Here is a 26,877-nt window from a genome sequence, read left to right on the forward strand (position 1 = left end):
ATTATGAAATTTTTAAATGTTGTTTATTATGATATATTAGACCTAGTTAGGGATAAAACCTCCATGTTATCCATGATAATTTTCCCTATATTATTTATGACTACCCTTGGAATAACTTTAAGTGGAGCCTTTTCTTCAAGCTATGAATTTAAACCTAAAACAGTGATATATGTGAACAATCTTTCTACCACTTCTGATTATAGTGAAGAAAAACTTATATTAAACAATTTCTTAGAACTGGGGAAAAATAATAATATAACCTTTAAAGAAATTTCATCTGTAGAAGAAGGTCAAAAAGAAGTTCAAACCGCTAATTCTATATTCCTAGAACTTAAGGATAAAAATATTATAGTTTATAAAAATTCTAAGAATAAATATTCCACAAATATAGTTATAAGTATGCTAACTTCCATATCTAAAAAAGTCACTCTAAAAAGTATCACCAATGGTAATATTGAAACCTTAGAAGAAGGCTTTACTACTGCTACTGAATTTCAGCCTAAAAAAGGGTTTACCTCCTATGATTATTATGGCATCGTGGAAATAACTATGATGGTCCTTTATGGTTCGGGCTATGGGTTTTATACCATTTATAATAATAGAAGAAACAAAATAGAAGCTAGGTGCTTTCAAGGGAACCTTTCTAAAAATTCCTATATAATAACTAAAGTTACTTCAACTTTTATTGTAACAGCGATATCACTAATTCCTGCAATGCTTTACTCCATATTTGTTTTAAAAGCTTATTGGGGTGAGGATTACTTCTCTGTTATAGCACTCCTTTTATCTTTAAATTTCTTTGGCACTACCCTTGGGATTTTACTTGGATATATTTTTAAGGAAGAAAAACATGGTTCCTTCTTTCTTAATACCTTAATTATACCTGTTATGACATTTTTAGGTGGAGGATATATATATTTAGAAGATGGTAATAAGCTGCTTGATATAGTACGCTATATTTCACCTTTAACCTTAATAAATAAATCTATTCTTTCCATAGCTTTTTATGAGGACTATTCTAAGTTTTATATAAGTATTCTTTACTCTGTAGCACTGGGAATTTTATTTTTAGCTTTTACTTTCTCTATATCAAATAAACAGGAGGCTTATTAATGAAGATTTTATTAGTTATGGCGGAAAAAAATCTAAGGCTTATATTTAAAGATAAGCTTTCTATAATACAACTTTTTATTCCTATAATAATAATAATGATTAGTATAAAATTATTTAGTTTCAGCAATGGAACTGTAAAGATTGGGATTATAGATGAAGATTGCTCTGATTCATCAAAGCTTTTAATAAGTAGTTTAAGTAATAATTCTTCAATTAGTACAGTACCTCTTGAAAGTTCTACTGTTGAATCAACTATGATGGAGACATCTATTCCTGTCACCATTGAAATCCCTAAAGACTTTGAAGAAAGTATTATAAATGGAACTCCTAAAAAGATTAATGTACTTTCTGAAAAAGACAGTTCTATGGGTGATGCTATTACCTCCATAGTAAATCTTCAAGTAGAAGATTTATATAACTTGGGCATTAATTCTAATAAAAGCAATGATGAATATGAAAAACTTTTATTAAAATATAGTGATGATCCAGTTAAAATAACCTCTAAAACCTTATCAGATTTAGAGAATGATTTTGATTTAACTCAAACTGCAATTGCCTTTGTAATTTTCTTTCTCATGATGAGGGCATCTTCTATATCTTATATAGTATTATCAGAAAGATGGAATAAAACTTACTATAGAATATTTACTACGCCAGTTACCTCCTTTCAATATATTGGAGGAAATATCTTAGCAAACTTTTCACTTTTAGCTTTTCAACTTCTAATTACCCTTATAACTCTAAATTATTTTGTAGATATATATACCGGAGTGAGCTTTATTCCTCTGTTTCTTCTATTATTAGGAATAGCCCTAGTTACCGTGGCCTTTGGTACTTTTTCCATAGCTTTATTTTTTAATTCTAAGGGATACGGTATGTTTTCTAACATTGTAATTACTATCACTACCATGGTATCAGGTGCTTTTACTTCCATTAATTTTTTACCTGAAAGTGTTAGATTTATAGCTCCCTTCACTCCTCAGTACTGGGTAATGAATGGGATAACTAAACTTCAGATGGGTATGGGAACAGATTCTATTATTATTAATTTGGGAATATTATTACTCTTCTCCATTGCGCTATTTTTAGCTTCAGCCTATAAGCTTAAGTTCAAACTTCAATAAAAGTTTTATATTTAATGTAAGTATTATAAATACTGTATTAAAGACCATTATAATAAACCCTCACTAAGAAATTTAATTTATTAGTGAGGGTTTATATATGTATTCTTATCTTTAAATGATATAATTAAGCAATAATATTTTTTAATTTTACTTTGAAAGAAGGGATATAATGAGTATATTATCTTTAAAAAATGTTTCTTTTCAAGATGCTAATACAAAAGTTCTAAAGGACATTAATTTAGAAATCAATGAAGGGGATTTTATAACTATCACAGGTCCTTCTGGTGGTGGCAAATCAACCTTACTGAGAATTTTAGGGGACTTAATTTCTCCAACTTCTGGTCATGTATACCTGAGAGATAAGGATTATTCTGAAATCCCCCCTCTTAAACTGCGCAGTGAAATAAATTATTTTTTCCAACAACCTTATTTGTTTGGTAATACTGTCTATGATAATCTTTCTTTTCCCTATGAAATTAGAAAGAAAAATATAGATGATAGGAAAATATATATGCTTTTAGAAAAGTTTAATATAGACAAGGAATACTTAATTAAAGATATAAACAAATTATCTGGTGGCGAGAAACAAAGAATTTCCCTTATTCGCTCTCTTCTCCATGCAGGTCCTGTTCTCCTACTAGATGAGATTACTTCAGCACTAGACAAAGAAAATAAACTTTTAGTTGAGCATATTATGAAGGATATGAATAATAAAGGTCATACAATCTTATGGATTACCCATGATTTATCTCAAATAAAGGACTTAAGCAATAAAAAGATTATTATAGAAGATGGAACAATAATTTCTAAGGAGGGATTTTAATGAGTACTCTATCACTTATAGTTTCTTCAGTATTAATTTGTATTCCTATTTTCATCTCCTATAAAGAAGATTTAGGACTAGGTAAAGATATACTTATTAGTATGGTTAGAGCCATAATACAATTAGTTATAGTAGGCTATATACTTCAATTTGTATTTAGCTTAGAAAATCCTATATTCACTATTTTATTAGTTACACTAATGATTATCAACGCAGCACTTAACACCAAAAAGCGTAGTGAGAACATAAAAAATCCTGTTAGAACATCCTTTATTGCTCTATTTTCAGGTGCTTTTATAACCCTTTCTATATTAGTACTTTCTGGTGCTATTAACTTTATTCCTAATGAAATAGTACCTGTAGCCGGTATGGTTGTGAGTAATTCTATGGTTGCTATAAATCTCAGTTACAAAAACCTTAATACTACCTTTAGTAGCAAGAGAAATGAAGTTGAAGTTAAACTTGCTCTTGGAGCCACATCTAAGGTTGCATCTAAAGAGATTCTTAAAGATAGTATAAAACTCTCAATAATGCCTTCCATTGACTCTGCTAAAACCCTTGGCATTGTATCTCTTCCTGGGATGATGACTGGATTGATTTTAGCTGGATCATCTCCACTTATGGCAATTAAATTTCAAATAATGGTTACCTTTATGATATTATCTTCAACCTCCATTGCTACTCTAATAGCAACCTATATCTCCTACAAAAGCTTCTTCAATGAAAGATCTCAATTAAAAATATAATATTAATATAAGGATTGTCCAAATAAATTAAATAGTTATTTAGGCAATCCCTTATTAATTGCTCTGTTATGATAAAGGAAGAATCATTATTATAGTAAATCCATCTTCTCCATTAAAACTAATATTTCCTCCAATGTCTATTACTCTCTCCTCCATTGCCTTAAGTCCAATGCTCTTTTTTATATTCACTGCTCCATCACCATTATCTTTTATAGATACTCTTACAATCTTATTTAGAACTTCAATATTAAAATAAACACTGTTACCCCTAGAGTGTTTCTTTATGTTTGTGATTCCCTCCATTAGGTTATTAATTATACACTTCCAATGACTATAGGTAAGCTTGTCTATGTTTCCAGAGTAATTAAAGGTATATCCATAACTATTATGACTAAAAGCATCATCCATTATAGATTTCACTCTATTTATACCTAATTGTTCCTCGGAAGGCTTAATTATTTTTAAAGTTTTTCTAATATCATCCATACCTTCCCTTAGAACTTGAATAGTTGTATTTATCATATTTTTAGCTTCATTTTTATCTTTATCTATTACTACCTTTGTGGCTTCTAGATGCATTAAACTAGAAGCTATAGTATGTCCAATTTTATCATGCATTTCCTTTGATAGCTTATTTCTTTCTTCCAACTTTGTGGTATATATTATCTGTTTTGAATAATTTTTTTCTTTTTCTACCTCTTTAGTATACTTGTCTATTTTTTCTCTTAACATTAAGTTTTCTTTCCATATTTTATCTATTTTACTTACTTTGTTAATTAATATCTTTGCTGCTATATAGTAAAATATTGCAAACAATAAATAATTCATAACTATGTCTTTTGGTATCATGGTTATAAATAAGATACTCCCTATAAAAGAATATATAAGCTTTATATTTATCAATATACCTATATCAAAAAAAGTAAATGGTATTAATACGAAAAATATACTGTTGTATTTTATGCCTAGTCCATAAGAAATACAGAAAGACATGGCTGATAAACATAGCTTTATCTTAATATTCTCTAAGTAATATAAAGCTATGTTTATTATTATAAAACACAGTAATCCTATAATTATAGAGCTTTGGAAGCCGCCACAATTTATATATACATAGATACTAAATATGAGCCCAAGTAATTTTATATTGAGAAAATAATCATCCCTGTTATTAAGCATGCAATTTCCACCTTTGCTAAATATTATATCTTTATATTATCACAATAATAAGATCTTTCACAAAATATATCACTAATCTGGAATAGAATATTGAGCATGTACTTATATAATTTAAATACATGCTCAACATTTATTTTTATTAATTTATTTTGTGAAAACCCTTTTTATTATTGACCTAAGTTAGATTCTCTGACTTCCATTTCTTCTCCCTCACATAGCGTTATTGTTGCATTTTCCTCAAGGGTATTTACCATACTTTCCTCCTTTTGTTTTCCACATTTTTCTTTTCCTCTAAAAAACATTAGAAATATTATCACTGGGATTTGAACAAATATAAGAGCTGCAAGTATTCCAAATACACCTGATAAATTTATATCCTTAAATCTTTTATAACTTAAAATGAATAACATTATATTTATAAAAACTATCAGGGTAATCTGAAAAGACATGGAAGCCGCTATTAGCAACCCATTATCAGTTTTTTCAAGTTTAAAAGTAATAAATATTCCAATAATCTCTAAAATTATAAATCCTATTAAGAAAGCTAGTACATAGATACTATATTTTTTTCTTCCTATTCCTTTGTTAAGTAAAAATAAGTCATCACTCATTTCATCACCTCATTAACAGTATTTTACATCAACCTACTATAATTCTATACACATTTTCAAATATTATAACTAAAATCAATAAACCTCTGGAAATTATTTTAATAATCTCCAGAGGTTTATTTTAATACTACAGCATAGTTCTTTATAAAAGTTACTTTTCACTTTTATACAAGTCTACATATTCTTTATAAACTACAGCTACTTTTTCTATATAGTTTACGGTTTCTTTAAATGGTATTGTATGAACTACTTCTCCATCCTTGGAATATCTAGGATCCTGAAGCCATTTACATACATTCCCTATGCCACCATTATAAGCTGCTAGCATTTCATTTGTATATTTAAGTTGATTTTTTAAGTAATTTAGATACCAACACCCCATTTCTATATTCACATCTTCATTCTTCAGCATTTCTATAGAGAAGTTTTCTATATTTAGTTGCCTGGCTATCCATTCTCCTGTACTTGGCATTATCTGCATTAATCCTACAGCTCCCATAGATGAAACAATATCCTTATCAAACCCGCTTTCTGTTTTGATTATAGCTGCAACTAAATAAGGATCTAGTCCATAGATTTCACTATATGCTTCAATCTCTTCACTATATGGTACTTGTATATGATTCTCTACTATATCTTTTTCATTACTATCTACTTCCTTAGTTTTTTCATTTTCATGCAAATTCATAAAATATAAATTAATACATATTCCTGCTATAAATAAAATAGCCGTTATACTAATAAACTTAAGATTTAACTGCTTTTCTTCTAATATTTCCATTATACCTCCACTAACAATGTATAACTTTATTATTTAAATCAGAATTCATGTATTAATTAGTATTTCACCTTTCCCATAAAATAAACAAAAAAGACCTTAAAATAAAAATTAATTTATTTTAAAGTCTTAATTTATCCGATGACTACCAGCTCTAATACTCCCATTTTCTTCAAAATGGGAGTAAAGAGCTGCTACGTCCCTGGATAACGATTTCTAACCTTCAAAGAAGCTAAGAACTCTGTTTATCCGATGACTACCCTTATACTAGAGTTTAAATTGTTCCATAAACTCTTTCATATTTTCTGTAAGTCCAAGTAACTTTTCTGCTGCATTTGCAACTTCATCACTAGAAGCTGTAAGTTCTTCTGTAGATGCAGCTATTAGTTGTGTATTTCCTGAAACCTCAGAAGATATTTGCGTTGAATTTTCTATATTTTCAGTAATAGAATTTTTATCTTCTATAATTTCTTTAGAGCTAACTGCTACATGTTCTATTTTAGGTACCATATCTAAAACTAATGCTGCAATATTTTTAAATGAATCTATAGCATTATCTACGCTAATTAGTCCGTTATTTAATTCACCATTTATATTGTTGCTTTTAATTTCTATAGTTTCACTCTCTTTAATAGCATTATTTATTACATTATAAATATTTTGGGTAGATTCCTTGCTTTGCTCTGCTAACTTTCTAATTTCATCAGCTACTACTGAGAAACCTCTTCCAGCTTCTCCAGCTCTTGCAGCCTCTATAGCCGCATTTAGTGCTAGAAGATTTGTCTGTTCAGATATACTATTAATAATTTCTGTTATTTCTGTTACAGTTTCCATACTAGATTTCATACTATATATTGAACTATTAAACTCTTTAAAGGATTTACTTAACTCATTCATGGCCATGGCTAACTTTTCCATATCCTCATTACTCTTATCCGCTTTGCTATTAATATTTTCCGCCATATCACTAATATTATATATGTTACTAATATTATTAGAAAGTTTATTATCGAATTCTTCTAGTTCTTTAGTTACATCTTCCAATTCTTCTGCCTGCCTTTGTGAGCTTGTAGCAGTTTCTTCTATACTTTCACTTATGCTTTGAGCTCCTGATACAAATTCTTCTGCCAAAGCAGCTAGAGATGAAGCCTCGCTTTCAATAACCATGGAACTATCTTTAACATTTAGAATCATTCCACCTATAATTTCCTTGCTTTTTTCTACAGCCGTATATATATCTTTAATTTCATCATTGTTCATTTTGCCTATATTGGATTTAGTGAAATTACCCTTTGCCATATCTTCTACAATAGTACCTATTCTGCCTAATCTTTTAGTCATAGATTTAGCTACTAGGTATCCAAATATTAGACCTAACACTATAAAAATAATACATACAATTACTACTTTTATTTGAAGTTCTGGTATTTCTGCTAATAGCTCACTTCCACTTACTTCTACACCTACAGACCACCCTGTTGATTCTATAAATGCGAATCCAATATATTTTTCATCTGCACCTTGTCTATACTCACTGGCTCCTCTTTCTCCCGATGTCATCTTTCCTATAATCTGTTTCATATTTTCAGAACCATTTTTATCTTTAACTGTATCTAATAGTTTAGTTCCTATAAGCAAGGAATCATTATCAGTTATTATATTTCCTTCCCTATTTATTAAATAAGCATTTCCGCTTTTACCTATGGATACCTTTGATATTATTGATGATAATTTATTAGCATCTAGATAAGCTATTAAAACACCTTTTATATTCCCATTTTCTTTTATTGGGGTACTTATAGCTATTTCTAACATACTATCAGTTGTACCTAAGTATGGTTCACTAACAAATGTAAGCCCACTTAATCCATTTGAAAAATAGTCCTTATCACTAATATTAGTACTTTCTCCTGAAGTATCTACACAATTCCCTTCAGCATCTACTATAGCAATTTCTTTTAACTCTATTTTTTCAGCTATATTCTTTAATTTTGTTAACTTTTCTTTCATATCTACTGTATCATCTATTAAAAAATCATTTATTGCTATTTGATTTACTATAACTCCATAACTATCTGTCAATTGATTTATTTCTCCTGCCATAGATGTAGCTACATTTTCTAGGAGACTTTTAGATTTGTCAGTAATAATTTTTTTATTCATATAAAGAGAAAAAGCAGATAGAAATGCTGCAACTAATACTATGATTACTGTAAAACTTAACATAAGTTGCATTCCTATTCCTCTAATCCTTTTCTGTTTTCCTTTTTTAGTATTTTTAATTTTCTTACTTTTCAGTTCATTCTTTGCCCTTTTCCTGACCTTCATATCTTCCCCACCTTACTATATACAAAAAAAATTTACAGCTATATATACACTCTGTACATAGATATAATCGAAACAAAAAATAATATCCTTTACTACACGATATGGTACTTTTACTATTTTCTAAAAATAAATAATAATTTTAATATGAATTTAAGATTTGTATGATAAAATTAAATAAAAAAACGTAATATTATCTAAAAATTTGTAATTAAAGGGTGATGAATTATGAAATTATTATTAGTTGAAGATGAAATACACCTTGCTGAAGCTCTAAAAGAAATTCTCAGTAAAAATAAATATATAGTAGATAGCATTTATAATGGTGAAGCAGGTCTTGATTATGGTCTTACAGGAATATATGATTTGATTATATTAGACATAATGCTCCCCAAAGTTAATGGATTAGAGATTCTAAAGGAGCTAAGAGCTAATAATGTATCTACTCCTATTCTTCTTCTCACTGCTAAAGGTGAAATTCAAGATAAAGTTAAGGGATTAGACTATGGAGCAGATGATTACTTAGTAAAACCTTTCTCTCATGAAGAACTTCTTGCTAGATTAAGAGCTCTTAGTAGAAGAAAAGCTGAAGTTATAAATGATAATGCTCTTCATTTTAGTGACTTTTCCTTAAATCTATCTACTTATGAACTTGAAGGAAATAGTAACTCTGTCCGACTTACCTCAAAGGAATTCGAAATTCTAAAATACTTTATGGAAAGACCTATTTTAATAGTTACTAAAGATGATTTAATTACAAAGGTTTGGGGCTATGACTCAGATGCTGAATATAATAATATCGAGGTCTATATATCTTTTTTAAGAAAAAAATTATCCTATGTGGGCTCTAAATCCAAAATATCTACCCTTCGTTGTATTGGTTATAAATTGGAGGAGTAGTATGTTTAAAAAATTAAAATATAAATTTATTATTATAAATATGTCTCTTTTAACCTTTGTATTTTTTTGTATATTTGGAGTCATATACTTTATAACTTGGAATAGTGGAGAAAGACAGATTAACTTTTCTCTTAATGCACTAATCCATGAACCTAACAATGGTGGACCCAGTAAAGGTGGTCCTCTTAACAATGGTATACTAATAAATCTTGACCATAATTTAAACGTGATAAATATTATTACTCCATATAATGTTGATAAAGATATTCTTGTTGAATTAGCAGTTAATATTCTATCCAAAGAATCTTCATCAGGAGTTATAAAAATTGAAAATACTGATTTTGCATACTTTAAAAGCTTAGATGGTAAGATTAATAGAATTGCTTTAATAAATAAGTCACCTCAGCAAAATCTATTAAAAAACCTTTTAAAGACTTTTTTCATAACTGGCTTTATCAGTTTGATTATATTGTTTACTATAAGCTATTATCTAGCTTATAAAACCATAGCGCCAATTAAAGAGGTATTCGAAAAACAAAAACAATTTATTGCAGATGCCTCCCATGAGCTTAGAACACCTATTGCTATTATTAAAACTAATTTAGCTTTAGTTTCATCTAATAAAGATAAAACTATTGAAAGTCAAGGCAAATGGATGAATTATATAGATCTACAAACTGATAGAATGTCTCATCTTATAGATGATATGCTTTCCTTAGCAAAGCTTGATGAAGATAAAAAAGTACTTAACCTACAACCTATAAATATAAATAAAATACTAGAAAATTTACTTATGTCCTTTGAAGCAGTTTTCTTTGAAAATAAAATAGAATTACAAAACAATTTAAAGGATAATTTTTTTATAAATGGTGACTTAGAAGAAATTAAAAAGCTTTTTAATATTCTAATGGATAATGCTATTAAACACACTTTTCCAAATGGAACTATTACCATCACTTCAAGTAAATTAAAATCTAAGATGGAAATCATTATTACTAATACTGGAGAAGGAATTCCTGATAAAGACCTAGAAAAAATTTTCGAAAGGTTTTATCGTTCTGATGAGTCTAGACAACGGAAAACTGGTGGTTATGGTTTAGGCTTAGCTATTGCAAATTCTATAGTAATAAGCCATAAAGGAAAGATTTATGCCAGAAGTAATGCAGGAAAAGATACTTCCTTTATTGTTGAACTTCCTATTTTAGAATAAGAGAATTTATAATTAAACACAGAAAAGTACTATAATCTAAATTATATAAGTTTAAAAGCTATCTTAGATATATACTCTTAGATAGCTTTTAGTATTTTATACATGATATTTTTTTCTTTTAAACCTTAGCACTACTATTATTGCTGAAATAATTCCTAGGAGACATATGCCATATATTATCAAATTAGATTTAATATTTGTATCATTTGACGTATTTATCCTCATATTATTTAGAGAATTTTCTCTATTAATATCACCTGGATTATTTCCTGGCTTAAAGGTACCCTGAGGAGCTCCTTTTTCAGGATTATTCTGCATATTGTTTGCTTTTTCTCCAATCCCCATTCCCTTTTCAGGATTATTATTCTCTTTTATATCTTGAGGAATATCCTTTCCCTCTCTATTACCTCCACCACCTTGACTACCAAGGGCAGATAAATTTAAATTAGTAGCCATATTTCCAGTAGAAGTAGAGGACTGGGATCCAGAAAGTTGAGCAGATATACTCTTAGCTCTGTCTACTCCATAGGTAATTAACTCAGGAATAGAAGCTACATATTCTTCGTAAGTATAAAAGGCTGTAGCATCATTTTTCACATAATCACCAATTAAATTATCTATATTATTAATTGTTTCAGTAAATACTCCACTATTTACATAATCCTGAACTATTTCATTAAGGTACTCGTGATATTTTTCTTTATACTCTTCTACTTCCAGAAGCTTTCCTATAAGTGGACTACTTTCTAAACTATCGGCTACAGGATTATCAATGGAAAAGTTTATAACATTACTTGCACTTTCTCCTTGAAATGCTCCAAAGGCTAAATTATAATCCCAAGGAAGTATTGAACATATTCCATCTTGTTCATATAGATAATAATTATGTTTCATGTTTGATGCATAACTGTCTAAATTTACAACAAAAGTATTTACTGCAAAATATCTTAATACTTCATCTACATCTAAATATTTTTCTATGTCATCAATATCTTCATTAAGGCTTTTTATCATGGCTATTATTTTATCGTAGTCATCTTCATTTGTATAATCAAAAATCGCATTTTCAAATATAGTAGAATAATTAGAATGCTCATCTCCAGAATATACTAAGTCTGCTCCACCAGTATTTCTTCCCATAGGCCCATTGATTTCTTTGCCTTTTTCCATAGGCATATTGTTTTTTGCCATATTAGTAGTTTCAGGTTTATATAAATTTCCACCTGTTGTTCCATAGTATCTTTCAATATAGCTTTCTTCCATAACCTCAAGGGCTAAGTATAAACCCCAAGGCTCTCCATTTAAGGTGATGCTAGCATACTGAAACGCTGGAGTAGAAACTCCCATTTTGTTTAATAGATCATAGGAAAGATATTCTTTCATATAAGTTGTATCCTGCATCATATTATTTAATGCTAATTTCTCAAGGCCTTTAAGAGTTTGTCCATCGATATATTCATCAAATTTAACTTTAAAACTATATCTATCCGTAGTATCATCATTAGCAATTTGTGATAATGTTGTATTTCCCTTAGCTCTAAGCCCAACATTATAGTAAGTTTCTCCGTTAATAGTTATATTGGCACTATAATATTCTTCTTCCATAGCATTATCTGCTAGTTCATTCCAAAGTTTCTCATCTATATCTATATCAATTTCCATAATATCATCTTTGTTAAAAAGATTTGTTATATACTCTGGTCGGGTTGTTTTCTCTGTAGCATTTGCTTCAACCGTAGACATATCAATAGTTGCCATTACTCCAGCCAATGCCAGACTTAATGCCATAATTATTGCTATAAAAATATTTATATACTTATTTGAAATCACTTCATACACCACCTAAATATTAAGACATGTATTCTCCGTTGTAACTTACTAACACTGCATTGTTTACTCCTGATATACTGCTAATTTCATTTACAAATTGAGTAGACATTTCTTTTAATCTTATTTCTACTGTTAATTCAATATTGCTCCCTGCAGAAACGGTTTTAGACTTCACCACATATTTTTTAACATATTTATTAATATACTCCATGGCATTATTTTCACTTCTATCTCCCTTACAACTTACAACTAAGATATAAGGATTATCAATACTTTTCTTATTTGCAAATACCATAATCATAATTCCTATAAATGCTGAGCCAAATACTGCAAGAGGTATTAATCCTGCGCCTACAACAATTCCTACACTTATTGACCAAAATAAAAATGCAATATCCATAGGTTCTTTAACTGCTGTACGAAACCTTACAATTGATAAAGCACCAACCATACCAAGTGAAAGTACTACATTAGAAGTAATTGCAAGAATAATTAATGTTGTAACTAAACTCATTGCAATAAGTGAAATACCAAAACTTTCTGAGTACATTACGCCTTTAAAAGTTTTCTTATATACTAAAAATATGAATAGTCCAATAGCAAGAGCTAGTCCTAGGGCTATAGCTACATCTACAATTGAAAAACTTGATGCCTTTTCTAAAAAACTTGATTTTAAAATATCATTAAAACTTAATGCTTTATCCATTTTTATCTCCTCCAAATAACTTAATTTTATTCATAAATTCTGCAAGCTGCATATTTTGAAAAAGCAGAACTTTCTCTATCTTTTCTTTGAATCATATCTCTAATAATTTCAGGAAAAAACTCATCAAACTTAACCTCTAAAACTATAGGACTCCTTCCTGGCATTCCTATGGTAGCAAGGTTATCATTAAAAAAATTTTGTGAATATAAACCACTCTTAATGTTACTATCAAAGGTAATTCTCACGTTTCCTGGCTTGAATACATATGCTTCCCTTGTATATTCAACTATAGTCTTAGGACGTAATAAATCATATTTCATCTTTGAGTATAACTCTGTTAAAATAGGCTCCTTGTATTTAAATATGTCATCAATATTATTTTTTATTATATCTTCACATTGATTCATAGATATACTTGTTGCAATCTTACTGCATAATCCATTAACTTTACTTTTTTTCTCTAATTTTATAAAAGAATGGTTATCATTATAAATTCTTAATCTAAATTTTTCTCTATTATTTACTCCATTAATTTTTTCCATTAATGCCTTATTATTAATATTATCAAAATATAGACTCTTTACAGTATAAGTACCCTTATCTCCTGCATTCTCATCTAACTGTGCAATATTTTTTAATCTGTTTTTAATTGCCAAATAGTCTGAAATATTTATTAAATGCTTTATCTCGTGTCTAAATTTAACTTGTTTCATATAAATCACCTCCTTGTGTCATCTAGTACAATCCTATACTAAATTACTTAGCTTAAATTTATCTTAAATTTATTTTTATCTACATTACCTATATATTTAGTTTTAATCTTTATTTACAAATGATTGTCTAATAACATAAACTTGGCTAATAATAGCTGATTTTGCACAAAAAAGAAGAGATAAAAAACTATCTCTTCTTCTTTATATTTTAAAGTCACCGTATATTATATCTTTAGTTAATTTAAGATTTTAATAGATTCATTAATAAATATGTTAAGCATATTAATAATAAACCATTATACATCCTTTTATCTTGCTTCTTTAAAGTTTTTAGCTTCTGTTTTATACCCGGCAATAACTACTTTTCCCACATTTTCATTAATGTAGTATATATAGCCTATTAGAACTTAACTTACGTGTTCGGAATGGATACGGGTGTAGCCTCTAATAGTATACTCACCAGATTTAAATTATTATTATTATTTACTATTATTATAGATAATAATCATTAAACCTTGAAGTTTCTTTTGGCTACTTATTTTATTATAAATTTTTATTTATACTATCTACAAAATTATGTACATCTTTACTTATGATAAATTTCATTGAATAAGATTTTTCTTTTCCAGCTATAAAAATTTTATGGCCAAGTTTTTCTTCATTAGCCTCTACATATTCAATATCTTTATATTCTATAATGTCATCATAAACTAGGAAAAATCTTTTACCACAAAATCTGATTTTTTCATTAGTGGTTACTAGTATCCCTGTCATTGTATTTTGTCTTCCATTTACAGTACTTTCAAAAGCACCTTCCACATAATAATTTATAACTTCATTTTTATTAAGCCTCTCTTCAATTAGTTTTATCAATTTTTCTCGTCTAGTCATCTTACAATCCTCCTAAAATAATAGTCATCACTATATATATATTAATATACAGTGATGACCATTTCTATATTTGATACATGTTTATTTTAATATTTTATCTATAAATATTTGCATTTAAGTTATTGATAATACTATATTTTACCAGAAAAATCCACCAAATGGGCATATGCAGAATAATAGTATTAAAATTATCCACCAATCATCTCCGCTTGAGCATTGACAATGGCATGGTGGGCATGGTCTTGGACATGGTGGACATGGTTTTGGACATGGTGGGCATGGTCTTGGACATGGTGGACATGGTCTATGATGTGATGGCTTACAATCATGTCCCCAATTTCCATCTTTGCCTCTAAAGGACTCTTGTTCAAAATCTACTCCATCCGGTTGTCCATATCTGAAATCTTGAGCAAACATTTCTGCTGAATAGTCTTGTTCATTATTTTCATCATAATAGAAGAATTCATTATTATTTAACATATTATATTTCTCCCCACTTTTTAATCAATTTTATAATAGTTTCTAACAACTAAACATTTTATAGGAACCTATAATACTATAAAATATTTCTGTCTAGATCTAGTATATTAATGTTTATTTACATTAAGAATTAGCTTCAATAGCTGTTCCTAATAATATAATATGTACTCATAATAATTATGTGATGTTTATTTATAAAAAATATTAGAAATAAGAAGTTACTACTTTTTGCAATATATCCAGTAGATATATTCACGTAATGTACTATTAAAATCTATATGAGCTTTTTCTTTACTTAATTATTGGCCCTATAAGTTTATATCATACTTGTCAGAATTAGATATTGGTAAATTTAATTTGAGTCTTATAGATATAGCTCTGCATAATAATATTATTGTAAAGCATACCCAAAAAGTTATATCGTAATTCACTTCATAATAGTTAAATAAGTAAAATACCGATGCTCCAAGTATTGATGCCACTGCATAAATCTCCCTTTTAAAGATCATTGGAGTATCCTGAACAAAGGTATCCCTTAAAATTCCGCCTCCAACACCTGTAATTAATCCCATACAAACTACTAAAAATATATTGCTATGAGCTTGCTTAAAAGCTAAATTTGCACCTAATATTGTAAATGTAGCAAGTCCAATTGAATCTAAAATTAATATTACTTTTTTTAAGATAGCTATTTGCTTTCTCCTATTAGCTATTTTAAGTACTTGTTCCTCACTCATATATTTATTACCCTGAGATTCAGAAATAATTTCTTTTCTTTTAGATGTAGTGTACATACTAGATAATTTAGGATATCCGTAAAAAGCCATAATAGATACCACTATACTTATAATAAAATAAGTAGGGTTTATAAAAGCAGTTGGTGGTGTTTGTCCTAAGGTTATATCTCTAAATATTCCACCCCCAATAGCTGTAATAATTCCTAAAAATATAACTCCAAATAAGTCTAATTTTTTTTGCATCCCTACTAAAGCTCCAGAAAATGCAAATGCCACTGTTCCAACAACTTCAAAAATAATTAATAGCATAATTATATTCTCCTCTCTACTTATATGTAATAATATTCCAATTTAATATTTTGCATTATAAAAGGAGTAAAAAACATAATTAATAAATGCTTTTTACTCCCTGTCCTTTTATCTGAAAGATTCCCTATAAAGGTTGCTTCGTTGATGCTCTTTAATTATTAATGTAAAGAGTCTCTCCAGGGTTATGTCCTGCTATTGTATTCAACCTGAAAGTTTCAAGTTAATTAAAAGCTTGTAATTAACTCTTTCTCCTACGGTTACTTAGTCTTTAAAAAACTAAGTATCTTCAATAACATTCATCCATACAATATTAAATTTAATTTTCTTCCTTACTTAATTTATATGAATTTTTCATATAAATCAAGCCATTTTATAATATTAAATACTAAATTGATTATCTATACGATTTCAAAATTTAAAAGCAATATATTCTATCCCTGTAATTTTCAACAGAGCTTTTTCCATACTTAGAACTGGTTCTCCTTTAGGAGCAATGGATATCTATGGACTTAACTCCTCTTTACTCTCACTTTGAAAGACATAGGAGTAAAGACCTTGTAATCAACCTATAAAAAAACACCTTATAAAATAAGGTGTTTTGGTGGCTCACCGGGGGATCGAACCCCGGACACCATGATTAAAAGTCATGTGCTCTACCGACTGAGCTAGTGAACCAAACTACCTGGCAATAACCTATCCTTCCACACAGCCTCCCGTGCAGTACTTTTGGCTCTTTGAAGCTTAACCGTCGTGTTCGGCATGGTTACGGGTGTTACCTTCAAGATATGCTTACCAGATAAGTACATAGAAATTATAATTATCTTTGTACTTATACAAACTAAATAAGTTTGTCTTTAATGAAGAATTTTTTAATTTTTCATTAGCATTGCGATAATACCACTAACTTAGTTGTTGATATACGGATATTGCTCATATAGAAAAAGTCTGCAATATCATCGCCCAGTTAAGAAAATAACTATTTTCTTTATCATCGAATACTCTCAATGACTTTTATTATTTTACTCGATTATTTATCCCATGTCAATAATATTATCTATATTTTTATACATTTTTCTGCCTATATATATTTTGCCATAGTTGAAATCACATGTAAAATGAATATATATATACTCTATTTAATATACTTAATATATGAATTTTAAATTTCCAAGGAGTATTTTATGGAGGATATAAGCAAAATATCTACTAGCATAGACAATTTAACAGCACTAATATCATCTAGCCTAGATAAAATAAATGAAAGTTCTTCAGAATCTGCTTCTGATCCCAGCACTTTACTTTCTCTTAAAAGTGAGTTGCTTTCTTTAACTGAAATTACTACTAGCCTAAATGTGCTAAAAACTCAGCTTAACTTATTATCTCTTAATGATTATGAAGTTTTATATGTAGCTAATTGTATATCACCTTTGCTTCAAATATTAATTCAGCTTTCTAATACTTCTTATCTAACTATGGGCACAACACAATTATTAAATAATTCTACTATCACTAAAAGAAAAACCTCTAAATTGAAAAAAGCTGAAAAAACTGCCTATAAAATTCTTGAGCAAATTAACTGTATATATCCTGTATTGGAATGTAGAATATATAACTTTATTAATAACATATGCAATTGTGAGGATTAACAAAAACACATGGAGTTACTTTCAAATTCACCCCATGTGTTTTTATTTTATTTACTTTACTCTCCAAGAAGTTCCTTCTTTACTATCTAGCACCTCTATATTCATCTCTAATAACTGTGCTCTAATTTCATCTGATCTTTTATAGTTTTTTTCTTTTCTTGCAATATTTCTTTCTTCAATAAGATGATTTATTAGTTTCTCATCCACTTCAATAGACTCTTTTTCAATAGTCATTAAATTAAGTGAGAAAACTTTATCAAAATCTTCAATTAAAAATGCTTTCTCTTTATTATTTAATTCACCATCTTTTATAACCTCATTAAGCACTGTAAATGCATTGGCTATATTTAAATCATCACTTATTTGAGTTTTAAACTTTTCTTGATATCCGCTAATAAGTTCCTTATTCATATTATTGGTTTCCTCAATATTAGTTAATATAGTCCCTATTTTTTTCTTTAATGCCTTATAGCCATTTTGGGCATCTTTTAGACTTTCAAAACTAAATACCAGTTGTTTTCTATACTTAGATTGTAAGCAGAAATATCTATAATCTAATGGACTAAATCCTTCTTCTTCAAGTTTAGATACTGTTAAAAAGTCTCCACTTGATTTAGACATTTTGCCTCCATCTAACACTAAAAATTCTCCATGAACCCAGTAATTTACCCATTTATGACCCAAAGCTGCTTCTGATTGAGCAATTTCATTTGTATGATGAACTGGTATATGATCTATTCCACCACAGTGAATATCAATATTCTCACCTAAGTATTTAATACTCATGGTTGAGCACTCTAAGTGCCATCCTGGAAATCCTCTACCCCAGGGAGAATTCCATTGCATTATTTGATTGGAGAATTTAGAATTTGTAAACCATAGTACAAAATCTAAAGGATTCTTCTTATTTGGATCTATTTCTATCCTACTACCAGCTTCTAACTCATCTATACTTAGATTTGCAAGCTTTGTATAATCTTCAAATTTATCTATTTCAAAATATACATTTCCATTTGATTCATATGTGTAACCACGTTCTTCAAGCTTTTGAACAAATTTGATCATATCCTCTATGTGTTCTGTTGCTCTACATACCACTGTTGGTCTTTTTACATTTAGCTTTTTACAATCTTCAAAAAAAGCATCTTCATAAAATTTTGCGATTTCCCATACTGTTTTATGCTCACGACTTGCACCTAAAGCCATTTTATCTTCACCTTCATCTCCATCTGATTGAAGATGACCTACATCTGTTACATTCATAACATGCTTAACTTTATAACCTACATACTCTAAGGATTTTTTTAATGCATCCTCAAATATATATGTTCTTAAGTTTCCTATATGGGCATAATTGTAGACAGTAGGGCCACAAGTATACATTCCAACTTTATTTTTATTGGCAGGAATAAATTCTTCTTTATTTCTAGTCATGGTGTTGTATAAATAAAAACTCATCTCATGTCTCCTTTACATATTTCTTATAACTAATGTTTTAATGATAATTACTGTTCTGTAACTTATCTATATAATATATGCTTAACTATATTTATACTTTACATAACATTAAACTGTTCTTATTCTAAATCATATTAGTATAAAATATAAAAAACTACAGAACCAACTGTAGCTTAAATAACGATTAAAATTTATATCAATTATTAATTACATTATTATAGCTCAGTAGTATCTTGTTAAATTATACATATGTTACAACAGCAACAACAACATCTACACATAATAATGCTCTCCTTTAAAATAATTTATATTTAAATTTTATCATATAATAATAATTTTACAAGTTATATGTATAAATAACACTACAATTTATTTAAAATTTCTCAACAACTAAAACCTTTACAAGTTTTAAAGAGGATTTTATATTATTCTAAAGAATAACTATATATATTATTTAACTATATTATAATAGGTGGTGATTATATGTCTATAGATATATACGTTAATGGAAACGTTATATCCTTGGATAACAATAAGGTTTATGAATCCTTTGCTGTGAGAGATGGAAAATTTCTAGCGGTAGGATGTAATGACGACTTACTGTCATTATTTTCTAAAGAGGGCTACAAAGTTACAGATTTAAAAGGCAATACTGTAGTTCCAGGTTTTAATGATGCTCATATGCATCTACTTAATTATGGGTTTCAAAAGACTGCAGTAAGGCTAAATAACTTATCCTCCATAGATGAAATGATTAGTGTTGTGAAGTCTTATCTTAATAAAAACAATATTCCAAAGGATACATACATAATTTCTAGAGGCTGGAATGATAACTATTTTAAAGAACAACGACTTCCTAATAGATATGATCTGGATAAAATCTCCTGTGATCATCCAATTATATTTTCTAGAATATGTGGTCACATAGGGGTAATTAACTCAAAAGCTATTGAACTCTTAGGTATAGATAAAATGAAAGAAAATCCTACTGGTGGTGCTATAGATAGAGAAAATGGAGTTCCTACTGGAATTCTTCGTGAAAATGCTTTAAATATTGCACTTAGTAAGGTTCCTCCCACTTCTGTGGAAGAAATAAAAGCTTCTCTCCATAGCACCTTTGATGACTTAATTAAATGTGGCATAACCTCTGTTCAAACTGAAGACTTAACTCACTGTAGAAGTTTACCTAATTTAATTCAAAGTTATAGAGAGTTAGAAGAAGAAGGCAACCTCCCTGTAAGAATAACTCTTCAGCTATGCCTTAATACTGATGAATTATTAGAGAAAGCTAATAGTTTTGGTTTGAAATCAAAGGTAGGTAGTGATTTTCTTAAAGTTGGAGGTCTTAAACTTTTTCAAGATGGCTCTTTAGGTGCTCGTACTGCAGCTATGATAGACAACTATGAGGATACTCCTGATAATGGTATTAGTATTTATTCTCAAGAGGATTTAGATAGTTTTGTTACTAAGGGTTTTAAACAAGGATTTCAAATTATTATCCATGGTATTGGAGATAGAGCTTGTGAAATGATATTAAACTCCTATGAAAAAATTTCTAAAGATACTGATGATAATCTTAGACCTGTTATAGTTCACTGTCAATTTACTAATGAGGATTTATTAGATAGATTCAAGGAGCTCAATATAATAGCTAATGTACAACCAGCATTTGTTATGAGTGATTATCCTATAGTTGAAAAAGCAGTAGGCAAAGCTAGAACTAAAAGTAGTTATGCCTTTAATTCTATGATACAGAAAGGCATTCCTGTAGCCTTTAGCTCTGATGCTCCTATTGAAAGTTTTAATATAATCCAAGGAATCCATGGAGCTGTAAATAGAACAGATCTAAATAATAAACCTATAGATGGCTTTAATATTGATGAAGGTGTTACCCCTTTAGATGCTTTAAAAGCTTATACTACAGGACCTAGTTACATGTCCTTTGATGAAGATATAAAAGGTAAAATTAAAGTAAATTATCTAGCTGATTTTGTAGTTTTATCTCAAGATATAACTGCTGTACCTAAAAACAAAATTAAAGAAACCAAAATTTTAGAAACCTATGTTAATGGAATAAAGGTTTTATAGCATATTTATAAAAAAATAAAGAAAAGGATGTAAGTATTTAATTATACTTGCATCCTTTTCTTTATCTAATTCAACTATATTTTTATTTATTATTAGGATTATTTTTAACTCTATTAGGTTTTGCCTTTGGTTTTATTACTATATCATTTTTCTTACTCTTAGGTTTATTATAAGCAGCCTTGGCAATTTTATTTTGAGTCTTAGACATGAAGCCACACAAATCCCAAAACCATAGAAATAATATAACGAATATACCTGGTATTACATAATTTGTTACTAACACTGGTAATGTTGTAAATACTAGTGGTGGTACTACAAACACAATAAAAGCCATTATAAGTACTAACCATTTGTTTATTTTTATTTTATTAAATACAAATTTCTTTAGTAAAGCATATATACCTAATACTATAATTGAAAATAATAAAATACTTCCTAAAAATATTAATACATTTTTCATAAAATTCCTTCTTTCAAATATATTGTAACTAAATAGTATTATATAATATATATCTATAAAAATGTACTTACTATAACAGATTTTTAATATGTTCACAAAATATTAACAATAGGATTTTTTATGATTTTTTGTTTAAAATTTAAAACTAATGGTAATACTATCAACTGTAATCTATTTAAAAGGAGATGTTTTTATGAAAGTATTAGACTCAATTGCACTAATTTTAGTTATTGTTGGTGCGGTAAACTGGGGCCTAATAGGATTATTCCAATTTGACTTAGTTGCAATTTTATTTGCAGGTTCTAGTGCCTTCGGTGCTATAAGCACATTTAGTAGAATTGTTTATGCCATAGTAGGATTAGCAGGTCTTTATGCTATATCATTCTTTGCAAAGAGTAAATATACTGATGTGGAATAATTTCTAAAGCCGCAATTGCGGCTTTTTTATTTTATAATTTTATAGGATTTATTTTGTTTTTAATTTATAATAGTTTAGATAGGTTGGCAATAGCATAATGTAATTTAAATAAATTTTTTAACTTATATAAAAATGCTCTATGCCTAAATATCCTATGAAAAACTTAGCTGAGGTGTTAAAAATGATAAAATATATTTCTTATAATGTTAAAAAGTGTAGTATTGATGAATTATTAAAGTATTATACTCCTGAGATAGTAAATAAATACTGCGAAAGTTGTAATAAATTTAATAAGGTATGGTCTTGTCCTCCACTCTCTTTTAGTGATTTAGAATATGTTTCTAAGTTCAAATATTGTTATGTAATTAGTGGTAAAACCTATATAGAGCAAATTCCAAAGGAAGAACTAAATAATATTGTTACCTACTCTCTAAGTAAATATAGTGATATAAGTAATAGCACTGATGAATTTACTAATACTTTTAATGGTCTTTATTATAGTTTTAGAGAATTTAATGATAATAAAATACTCTCCTTAGAATCTTATTATAATGACAGCATTGCACTATTTTCTGGAAGATGCCTAATTTGCAACAACTGCTCTCGTAGCAATAACATGCCTTGTATATTCCCAAGGAAATTAAGATATTCATTAGAAGGTCTTGGTTTTGATGTATGCGGGATAGTTGAAAATATTATTAATGATAAAATTCAATGGAGCAGTAACTCAACACCAGAATATGTAACCTGCGTATCTGGATTACTTTCCAATTTAGATATTTCTGAAGATAAAATTTTGCAAATATTGCATAGTAATTAAAACTTAATATTCTATTTCTAGTATTTAAACTTACCTCTTTGATAATAATATTATTAATAAATTAAAATATGAAAGAGGTGGTTTTTCTTTGTTCAAATGTGTAAAGAAAGAAAATCATTACTGTAATTTAGTAAATGGTCAATGGATGACAACGGAAAATACTATAGATATTTTTTCTCCTAGCGATAACTCATTAATAGGTACTATACCTCAAATGAGTCAAGATGATGTGGATAAGATAATAAGTTTTGCTAAAGAAAGCCAAAATTCCTGGAGTGATGTACCTGTAAGTAAACGTTCTGAAATCTTACATAAAGCAGCAACTTTGCTTGAAGAAAATTGTGATGAATTATCTAAAGTTCTTATGATGGAAATAGGCAAAGATATTAATTCCTCTATTTCTGAAGTAAAGCGTACTGCAGATTTTATAAGATTTACTGCAGATGCTGGTAAAAATCTAGAAGGAGAAACAATAGCTGCTGATACTTTCCCAGGATTTAAAAAAAATAAGATGAGTCTAGTTCAAAGAGTACCTATAGGCTTAGTCCTTGCTATATCACCTTTTAACTATCCAATTAACCTATCAGCTTCCAAGATTGCTCCTGCCTTAGTTGGTGGTAACAGTGTTATTCTTAAACCTCCAACACAGGGTGCTGTAAGTGCTCTTCATCTTATTAGGATATTTCAAGAAGCAGGTGTTCCTGATGGGGTAATAAACTCTGTTACTGGTAAATCTTCTCAAATAGGTGACTATCTAGTTACTAACGACAATATAAACTTTATCAACTTTACCGGTTCTACAGAAGTAGGTAAACATATAGCTAAAATTGCTGGTATGGTACCTATGATTATGGAACTGGGTGGAAAGGATGCTGCCATTGTACTAAAAGATGCTGATTTAGATGACACAGCTAGAGAAATTGTTTCAGGTGCATATAGTTATTCTGGCCAAAGATGTACAGCTATTAAACGTGTATTAGTTACAGAAGATGTTGCCGATGAATTATCCTCTAAAATCTTGGAACAAGTAAAAAAACTCACTATAGGCACTCCTGAATCTGGAGCTAAAATTACTCCTTTAATTGATAAAAAATCTGCTGATTTTGTTGAAGAGCTTATTCAAGATGCCTTAAGTAAAGGTGCAAAATTACTATATGGTAATAAGCGAGAGGGTAACTTACTACACCCAACTCTTTTTGATATGGTAACTAGTGATATGCGTATTGCATGGGAAGAGCCTTTTGGTCCTGTACTACCTATAATTAGAGTAAAGGATAAAGATGAAGCAATTGAAATTGCTAATAAATCTCAATATGGACTTCAATCTAGTGTATTTACAAGAAATATTAATGATGCCTTCTATGTAGCTAACAAATTAGAAGTGGGGGCTGTTCAAATAAATAATAAGTCTGAAAGAGGACCAGATCACTTCCCATTCTCCGGTGTTAAAGCTTCAGGTATGGGTACTCAAGGCATAAAATATAGTATTGAAGCTATGACTAGACTTAAATCCATAGTATTAACCATAGACTAAATTAAACTTAATAGAAAAGCTTCAAAGAAATTTTCTTTGAAGCTTTTTATTTATATATTATATATTCCCATCTTGTGGTCTTGCTATTATCTCTCTACATATCTCAGATAAATTAGCTTTTTCCTCTTTACTTAAGTCCTCCATATAAATTGGTTTATGAAAAATAATTTGAGCTTTTAAATCTTCTGGCTCTCCCTCTAATCCCTTATAGGTTCCATTTACCGTAATTGGTATCACTGGTACATTAGCCTTAACTGCAAGTTTTAGGCTTCCCTTTTTAAAATCACCTACACCCTTGTCTCTATTTCTTGTACCCTCTGGAAATATAAGCATAGATCTGCCACTTTTTATTATTTCTATAGCTTGAAGGATTGCCTTTAAACCTTCCCGTCCATTTTCTCTATCTAAAAATACACATCCTAATTCCTTCATCCAATAGGATATAACCGGTACTTTCTTCATTTCGATTTTAGCCACAGCTCCTGCAGTATCTTTTATATTCATCATTATTACAGGTATATCTAGCATACTTTGGTGATTTGAAACATAAACACATGTTTGATTTAATAAGTTTTCACTACCTACAACATGAACTTTTAATTCAGAATATTTAATTGTAGCAGCAGCCCAGTCCTTCTCTAAATTATATAAGTATTCTTCCCTTTTTTCTTCTGTTAATTTATTTTTACATATTGAATATGTAATTCTTTTAATGGCAATTTCAAGCATTTTAAAAGAAAATTTTATTCCAAATCTTAATTTTCTCAAATAATTCACGTCCTTTTTTAATGTTTACATTTAATTATATCAATAATATGTATTCTGGTGAAGTATATATTGAAATTTTGTCAATACTTTATATATTACATGTACTACTTAAGGAGGTCTCATGAAAAAATTTTATAAAAGTAATAGAACTCTATTTATATTATCTATAATATTTTTTGTCTCCTTTTTCTTACTAGGTTATACTAGCAAAAATAGTATTAATACTAAATTGAAGGATTCAGAAACTAGGATACATTTTATAAATGTTGGCCAAGGAGATTCTATTCTTATTGAGAATAATAATTTTAATATTTTAATAGATAGTGGACCAAATAGCGCTAAAGACACTTTAATTTCTTATCTTAAAAAATATAAAATTAAAAAATTAGATTACCTTATTGCATCTCATCCTCACGAAGATCATATTGGTTCTATGGATGATATAGTTAATAATTTTTATATAGAAGAGTTTATTATGCCTAAAGTTTTATCCACAGATAAGAATTTTTCTAACTTAGTAAACGCACTTAAAAGTAAAGGACTTACAATTAGAAATATTAATGACGATCTTAAAATTCAACTTTCAGAGGATAATTATATAGATTTTCTATGGACCGGTGATATCTCCGATGATAATTTAAACAATCATTCTATAGTAATAAAATATATAAATAAAAATACCTCATTTTTGTTTACTGGAGATATGGAAGAAGAAGTTGAAAATATTTTATTAGCTAGTAAAAAATCTTTAGAATCTACTGTATTAAAAGTAGCACACCATGGAAGTAAGACTTCATCTTCCAAAGGATTTTTATCTAAAGTAAACCCTAGAATAGCTGTAATAAGTTGTGGCATGGGAAATGATTTTGGTCATCCTCATAAAAATACTTTAAAAGCATTGGAAAATCTAAATTCTAAAATACTTAGGACTGATATAAATGGAAACATTATAATAAAAACAAATAATGATAAATTAATGATATCTACTGAACATGAAGGTAGCTAATATTAAAAGTATGCAACATAGCTAATATTTAATTAATAGCTATGTTGCATACTTTTCAAATATATTATCAAAAAATAAAAAAAGCCTTACTTTGTAAGACTAAAAATGGCTCCGCGAAGAGGATTCGAACCTCCAACCTATCGGTTAACAGCCGAGTGCTCCACCGTTGAGCTATCGCGGAACATTGACCTGGCAACAACCTAC

25 protein-coding genes, 2 tRNA genes, 2 rRNA genes and 1 riboswitch are annotated in these 26,877 nt (G+C 28.6%); of the genes, 12 read left to right on the forward strand and 17 right to left on the reverse strand.

All coding sequences use genetic code 11. The annotated features are described in order from the left end of the window. Positions 1-3: 3 nt before the first annotated feature. The 4 genes from B3086_RS12820 (at position 4) to B3086_RS12835 (ending at position 3,806) form a co-directional block, all read left to right on the forward strand. Positions 4-1,113, forward strand: a complete 1,110-nt coding sequence (locus B3086_RS12820) for an ABC transporter permease (RefSeq protein WP_346879345.1) — start codon at positions 4-6, stop codon at positions 1,111-1,113. Then, complete coding sequence (locus B3086_RS12825) at positions 1,113-2,237, forward strand: ABC transporter permease (protein WP_346877165.1); 1,125 nt, start codon at positions 1,113-1,115, stop codon at positions 2,235-2,237. Before B3086_RS12820 ends, B3086_RS12825 begins: the two co-directional genes overlap by 1 nt. Before the next feature lie 169 nt (positions 2,238-2,406). Continuing rightward, positions 2,407-3,060, forward strand: a complete 654-nt coding sequence (locus B3086_RS12830; protein WP_346846324.1) for an ABC transporter ATP-binding protein — start codon at positions 2,407-2,409, stop codon at positions 3,058-3,060. Further along, positions 3,060-3,806, forward strand: coding sequence for an ABC transporter permease (locus tag B3086_RS12835; RefSeq protein WP_346877166.1), 747 nt, complete (start codon positions 3,060-3,062; stop codon positions 3,804-3,806). The genes B3086_RS12830 and B3086_RS12835 overlap by 1 nt, the downstream gene beginning before the upstream one ends. Positions 3,807-3,872: 66 nt before the next feature. On the opposite strand, the gene B3086_RS12840 is transcribed toward B3086_RS12835, so the two are convergent. The 4 genes from B3086_RS12840 to B3086_RS12855 form a co-directional block, all read right to left on the reverse strand. Next, positions 3,873-4,985 carry a sensor histidine kinase gene (locus B3086_RS12840; protein ID WP_346879346.1) on the reverse strand — a complete coding sequence of 371 codons (1,113 nt, stop codon included), beginning with the start codon at positions 4,983-4,985 and terminating at the stop codon, positions 3,873-3,875. A 167-nt stretch (positions 4,986-5,152) separates the two neighbouring features. Continuing rightward, entirely contained in the window at positions 5,153-5,596 is a 444-nt protein-coding gene (locus B3086_RS12845; RefSeq protein ID WP_346877167.1) for a DUF805 domain-containing protein, read from the reverse strand. 151 nt (positions 5,597-5,747) lie between these two features. Then, complete coding sequence (locus B3086_RS12850) at positions 5,748-6,377, reverse strand: lytic transglycosylase domain-containing protein (protein WP_346846320.1); 630 nt, start codon at positions 6,375-6,377, stop codon at positions 5,748-5,750. 264 nt (positions 6,378-6,641) lie between these two features. Further along, positions 6,642-8,702 carry a methyl-accepting chemotaxis protein gene (locus B3086_RS12855; protein WP_346893602.1) on the reverse strand — a complete coding sequence of 687 codons (2,061 nt, stop codon included), beginning with the start codon at positions 8,700-8,702 and terminating at the stop codon, positions 6,642-6,644. 225 nt (positions 8,703-8,927) lie between these two features. Here B3086_RS12855 and B3086_RS12860 point away from each other — a divergent pair, with 225 nt between their 5' ends. Both B3086_RS12860 and B3086_RS12865 read left to right on the forward strand, forming a co-directional pair. Next, positions 8,928-9,599: a response regulator transcription factor gene (locus B3086_RS12860; protein WP_346846318.1), complete on the forward strand. Its 672-nt coding sequence runs from the start codon at positions 8,928-8,930 to the stop codon at positions 9,597-9,599. A gap of 1 nt (position 9,600) precedes the next feature. Then, complete coding sequence (locus B3086_RS12865) at positions 9,601-10,809, forward strand: HAMP domain-containing sensor histidine kinase (protein WP_346846317.1); 1,209 nt, start codon at positions 9,601-9,603, stop codon at positions 10,807-10,809. A gap of 96 nt (positions 10,810-10,905) precedes the next feature. Here B3086_RS12865 and B3086_RS12870 read toward each other — a convergent pair whose 3' ends face one another. The 9 genes from B3086_RS12870 to rrf (B3086_RS12910) all read right to left on the reverse strand — a co-directional run bounded on the left by B3086_RS12870 (position 10,906) and on the right by rrf (B3086_RS12910) (position 17,272). Further along, on the reverse strand, positions 10,906-12,639 hold the full coding sequence (locus B3086_RS12870; protein ID WP_346893604.1) for a CotH kinase family protein: 1,734 nt from the start codon (positions 12,637-12,639) through the stop codon (positions 10,906-10,908). Between the two features lie 19 nt (positions 12,640-12,658). Next, on the reverse strand, positions 12,659-13,345 hold the full coding sequence (locus B3086_RS12875) for a DUF4956 domain-containing protein (RefSeq protein ID WP_346877171.1): 687 nt from the start codon (positions 13,343-13,345) through the stop codon (positions 12,659-12,661). A gap of 26 nt (positions 13,346-13,371) precedes the next feature. Continuing rightward, positions 13,372-14,058 (reverse strand): polyphosphate polymerase domain-containing protein, encoded by a 687-nt coding sequence (locus B3086_RS12880; protein ID WP_346846314.1) that lies wholly within the window; start codon positions 14,056-14,058, stop codon positions 13,372-13,374. Between the two features lie 346 nt (positions 14,059-14,404). Further along, positions 14,405-14,522, reverse strand: a 5S ribosomal RNA gene (rrf, locus tag B3086_RS12885). A 79-nt stretch (positions 14,523-14,601) separates the two neighbouring features. After that, positions 14,602-14,949 (reverse strand): PH domain-containing protein, encoded by a 348-nt coding sequence (locus tag B3086_RS12890; protein ID WP_346846313.1) that lies wholly within the window; start codon positions 14,947-14,949, stop codon positions 14,602-14,604. Between the two features lie 138 nt (positions 14,950-15,087). Continuing rightward, a complete protein-coding gene (locus tag B3086_RS12895; protein WP_346893606.1) occupies positions 15,088-15,429 on the reverse strand; it encodes a hypothetical protein in 342 nt (113 codons plus the stop codon). A 308-nt stretch (positions 15,430-15,737) separates the two neighbouring features. Then, positions 15,738-16,475 (reverse strand): trimeric intracellular cation channel family protein, encoded by a 738-nt coding sequence (locus tag B3086_RS12900; protein ID WP_346846311.1) that lies wholly within the window; start codon positions 16,473-16,475, stop codon positions 15,738-15,740. 90 nt (positions 16,476-16,565) lie between these two features. Continuing rightward, positions 16,566-16,665: riboswitch (glycine riboswitch) on the reverse strand. Positions 16,666-17,074: 409 nt separating this feature from the next. Then, positions 17,075-17,150, reverse strand: a tRNA-Lys gene (locus B3086_RS12905). 5 nt (positions 17,151-17,155) lie between these two features. Beyond that, positions 17,156-17,272: ribosomal RNA gene (gene rrf / locus B3086_RS12910) — 5S ribosomal RNA — on the reverse strand. Between the two features lie 384 nt (positions 17,273-17,656). Here rrf (B3086_RS12910) and B3086_RS12915 point away from each other — a divergent pair. Beyond that, on the forward strand, positions 17,657-18,121 hold the full coding sequence (locus B3086_RS12915; RefSeq protein ID WP_346846310.1) for a hypothetical protein: 465 nt from the start codon (positions 17,657-17,659) through the stop codon (positions 18,119-18,121). Positions 18,122-18,172: 51 nt separating this feature from the next. Here the strand turns inward: B3086_RS12915 and cysS are convergent, their stop codons facing one another. Continuing rightward, positions 18,173-19,579: a cysteine--tRNA ligase gene (cysS, locus tag B3086_RS12920; protein WP_346893608.1), complete on the reverse strand. Its 1,407-nt coding sequence runs from the start codon at positions 19,577-19,579 to the stop codon at positions 18,173-18,175. A gap of 483 nt (positions 19,580-20,062) precedes the next feature. Between cysS and B3086_RS12925 the strand changes: the two genes are divergently transcribed. Beyond that, on the forward strand, positions 20,063-21,667 hold the full coding sequence (locus B3086_RS12925) for an amidohydrolase (RefSeq protein WP_346890613.1): 1,605 nt from the start codon (positions 20,063-20,065) through the stop codon (positions 21,665-21,667). An 82-nt stretch (positions 21,668-21,749) separates the two neighbouring features. On the opposite strand, the gene B3086_RS12930 is transcribed toward B3086_RS12925, so the two are convergent. Next, positions 21,750-22,127 carry a hypothetical protein gene (locus B3086_RS12930; protein ID WP_346877175.1) on the reverse strand — a complete coding sequence of 126 codons (378 nt, stop codon included), beginning with the start codon at positions 22,125-22,127 and terminating at the stop codon, positions 21,750-21,752. Between the two features lie 193 nt (positions 22,128-22,320). On the opposite strand from B3086_RS12930, the gene B3086_RS12935 reads away from it, so the two are divergent. From B3086_RS12935 to B3086_RS12945, 3 genes are all read left to right on the forward strand, one after another. Beyond that, positions 22,321-22,545: a DUF378 domain-containing protein gene (locus tag B3086_RS12935; protein WP_035134290.1), complete on the forward strand. Its 225-nt coding sequence runs from the start codon at positions 22,321-22,323 to the stop codon at positions 22,543-22,545. A 154-nt stretch (positions 22,546-22,699) separates the two neighbouring features. Continuing rightward, complete coding sequence (locus B3086_RS12940; RefSeq protein ID WP_346893610.1) at positions 22,700-23,365, forward strand: DUF2284 domain-containing protein; 666 nt, start codon at positions 22,700-22,702, stop codon at positions 23,363-23,365. A gap of 88 nt (positions 23,366-23,453) precedes the next feature. Beyond that, a complete protein-coding gene (locus B3086_RS12945) occupies positions 23,454-24,899 on the forward strand; it encodes an NADP-dependent glyceraldehyde-3-phosphate dehydrogenase (RefSeq protein WP_346893612.1) in 1,446 nt (481 codons plus the stop codon). Positions 24,900-24,956: 57 nt separating this feature from the next. Here the strand turns inward: B3086_RS12945 and B3086_RS12950 are convergent, their stop codons facing one another. Next, the gene (locus B3086_RS12950; RefSeq protein ID WP_346893614.1) at positions 24,957-25,667 is read right to left on the reverse strand and encodes a lysophospholipid acyltransferase family protein; all 711 of its coding nucleotides are present in this window, start codon (positions 25,665-25,667) and stop codon (positions 24,957-24,959) included. Between the two features lie 121 nt (positions 25,668-25,788). Here B3086_RS12950 and B3086_RS12955 point away from each other — a divergent pair, with 121 nt between their 5' ends. Then, a complete protein-coding gene (locus tag B3086_RS12955) occupies positions 25,789-26,673 on the forward strand; it encodes a ComEC/Rec2 family competence protein (RefSeq protein WP_346890609.1) in 885 nt (294 codons plus the stop codon). A gap of 106 nt (positions 26,674-26,779) precedes the next feature. Here B3086_RS12955 and B3086_RS12960 read toward each other — a convergent pair. Continuing rightward, positions 26,780-26,854, reverse strand: a tRNA-Asn gene (locus B3086_RS12960). Between the last annotated feature and the right edge of the window lie 23 nt (positions 26,855-26,877).

It is taken from the genome of Clostridium sp. UBA871 (assembly GCF_002295255.1).
GTDB classification, from domain to species: domain Bacteria; phylum Bacillota; class Clostridia; order Clostridiales; family Clostridiaceae; genus Clostridium_J; species Clostridium_J sulfidigenes.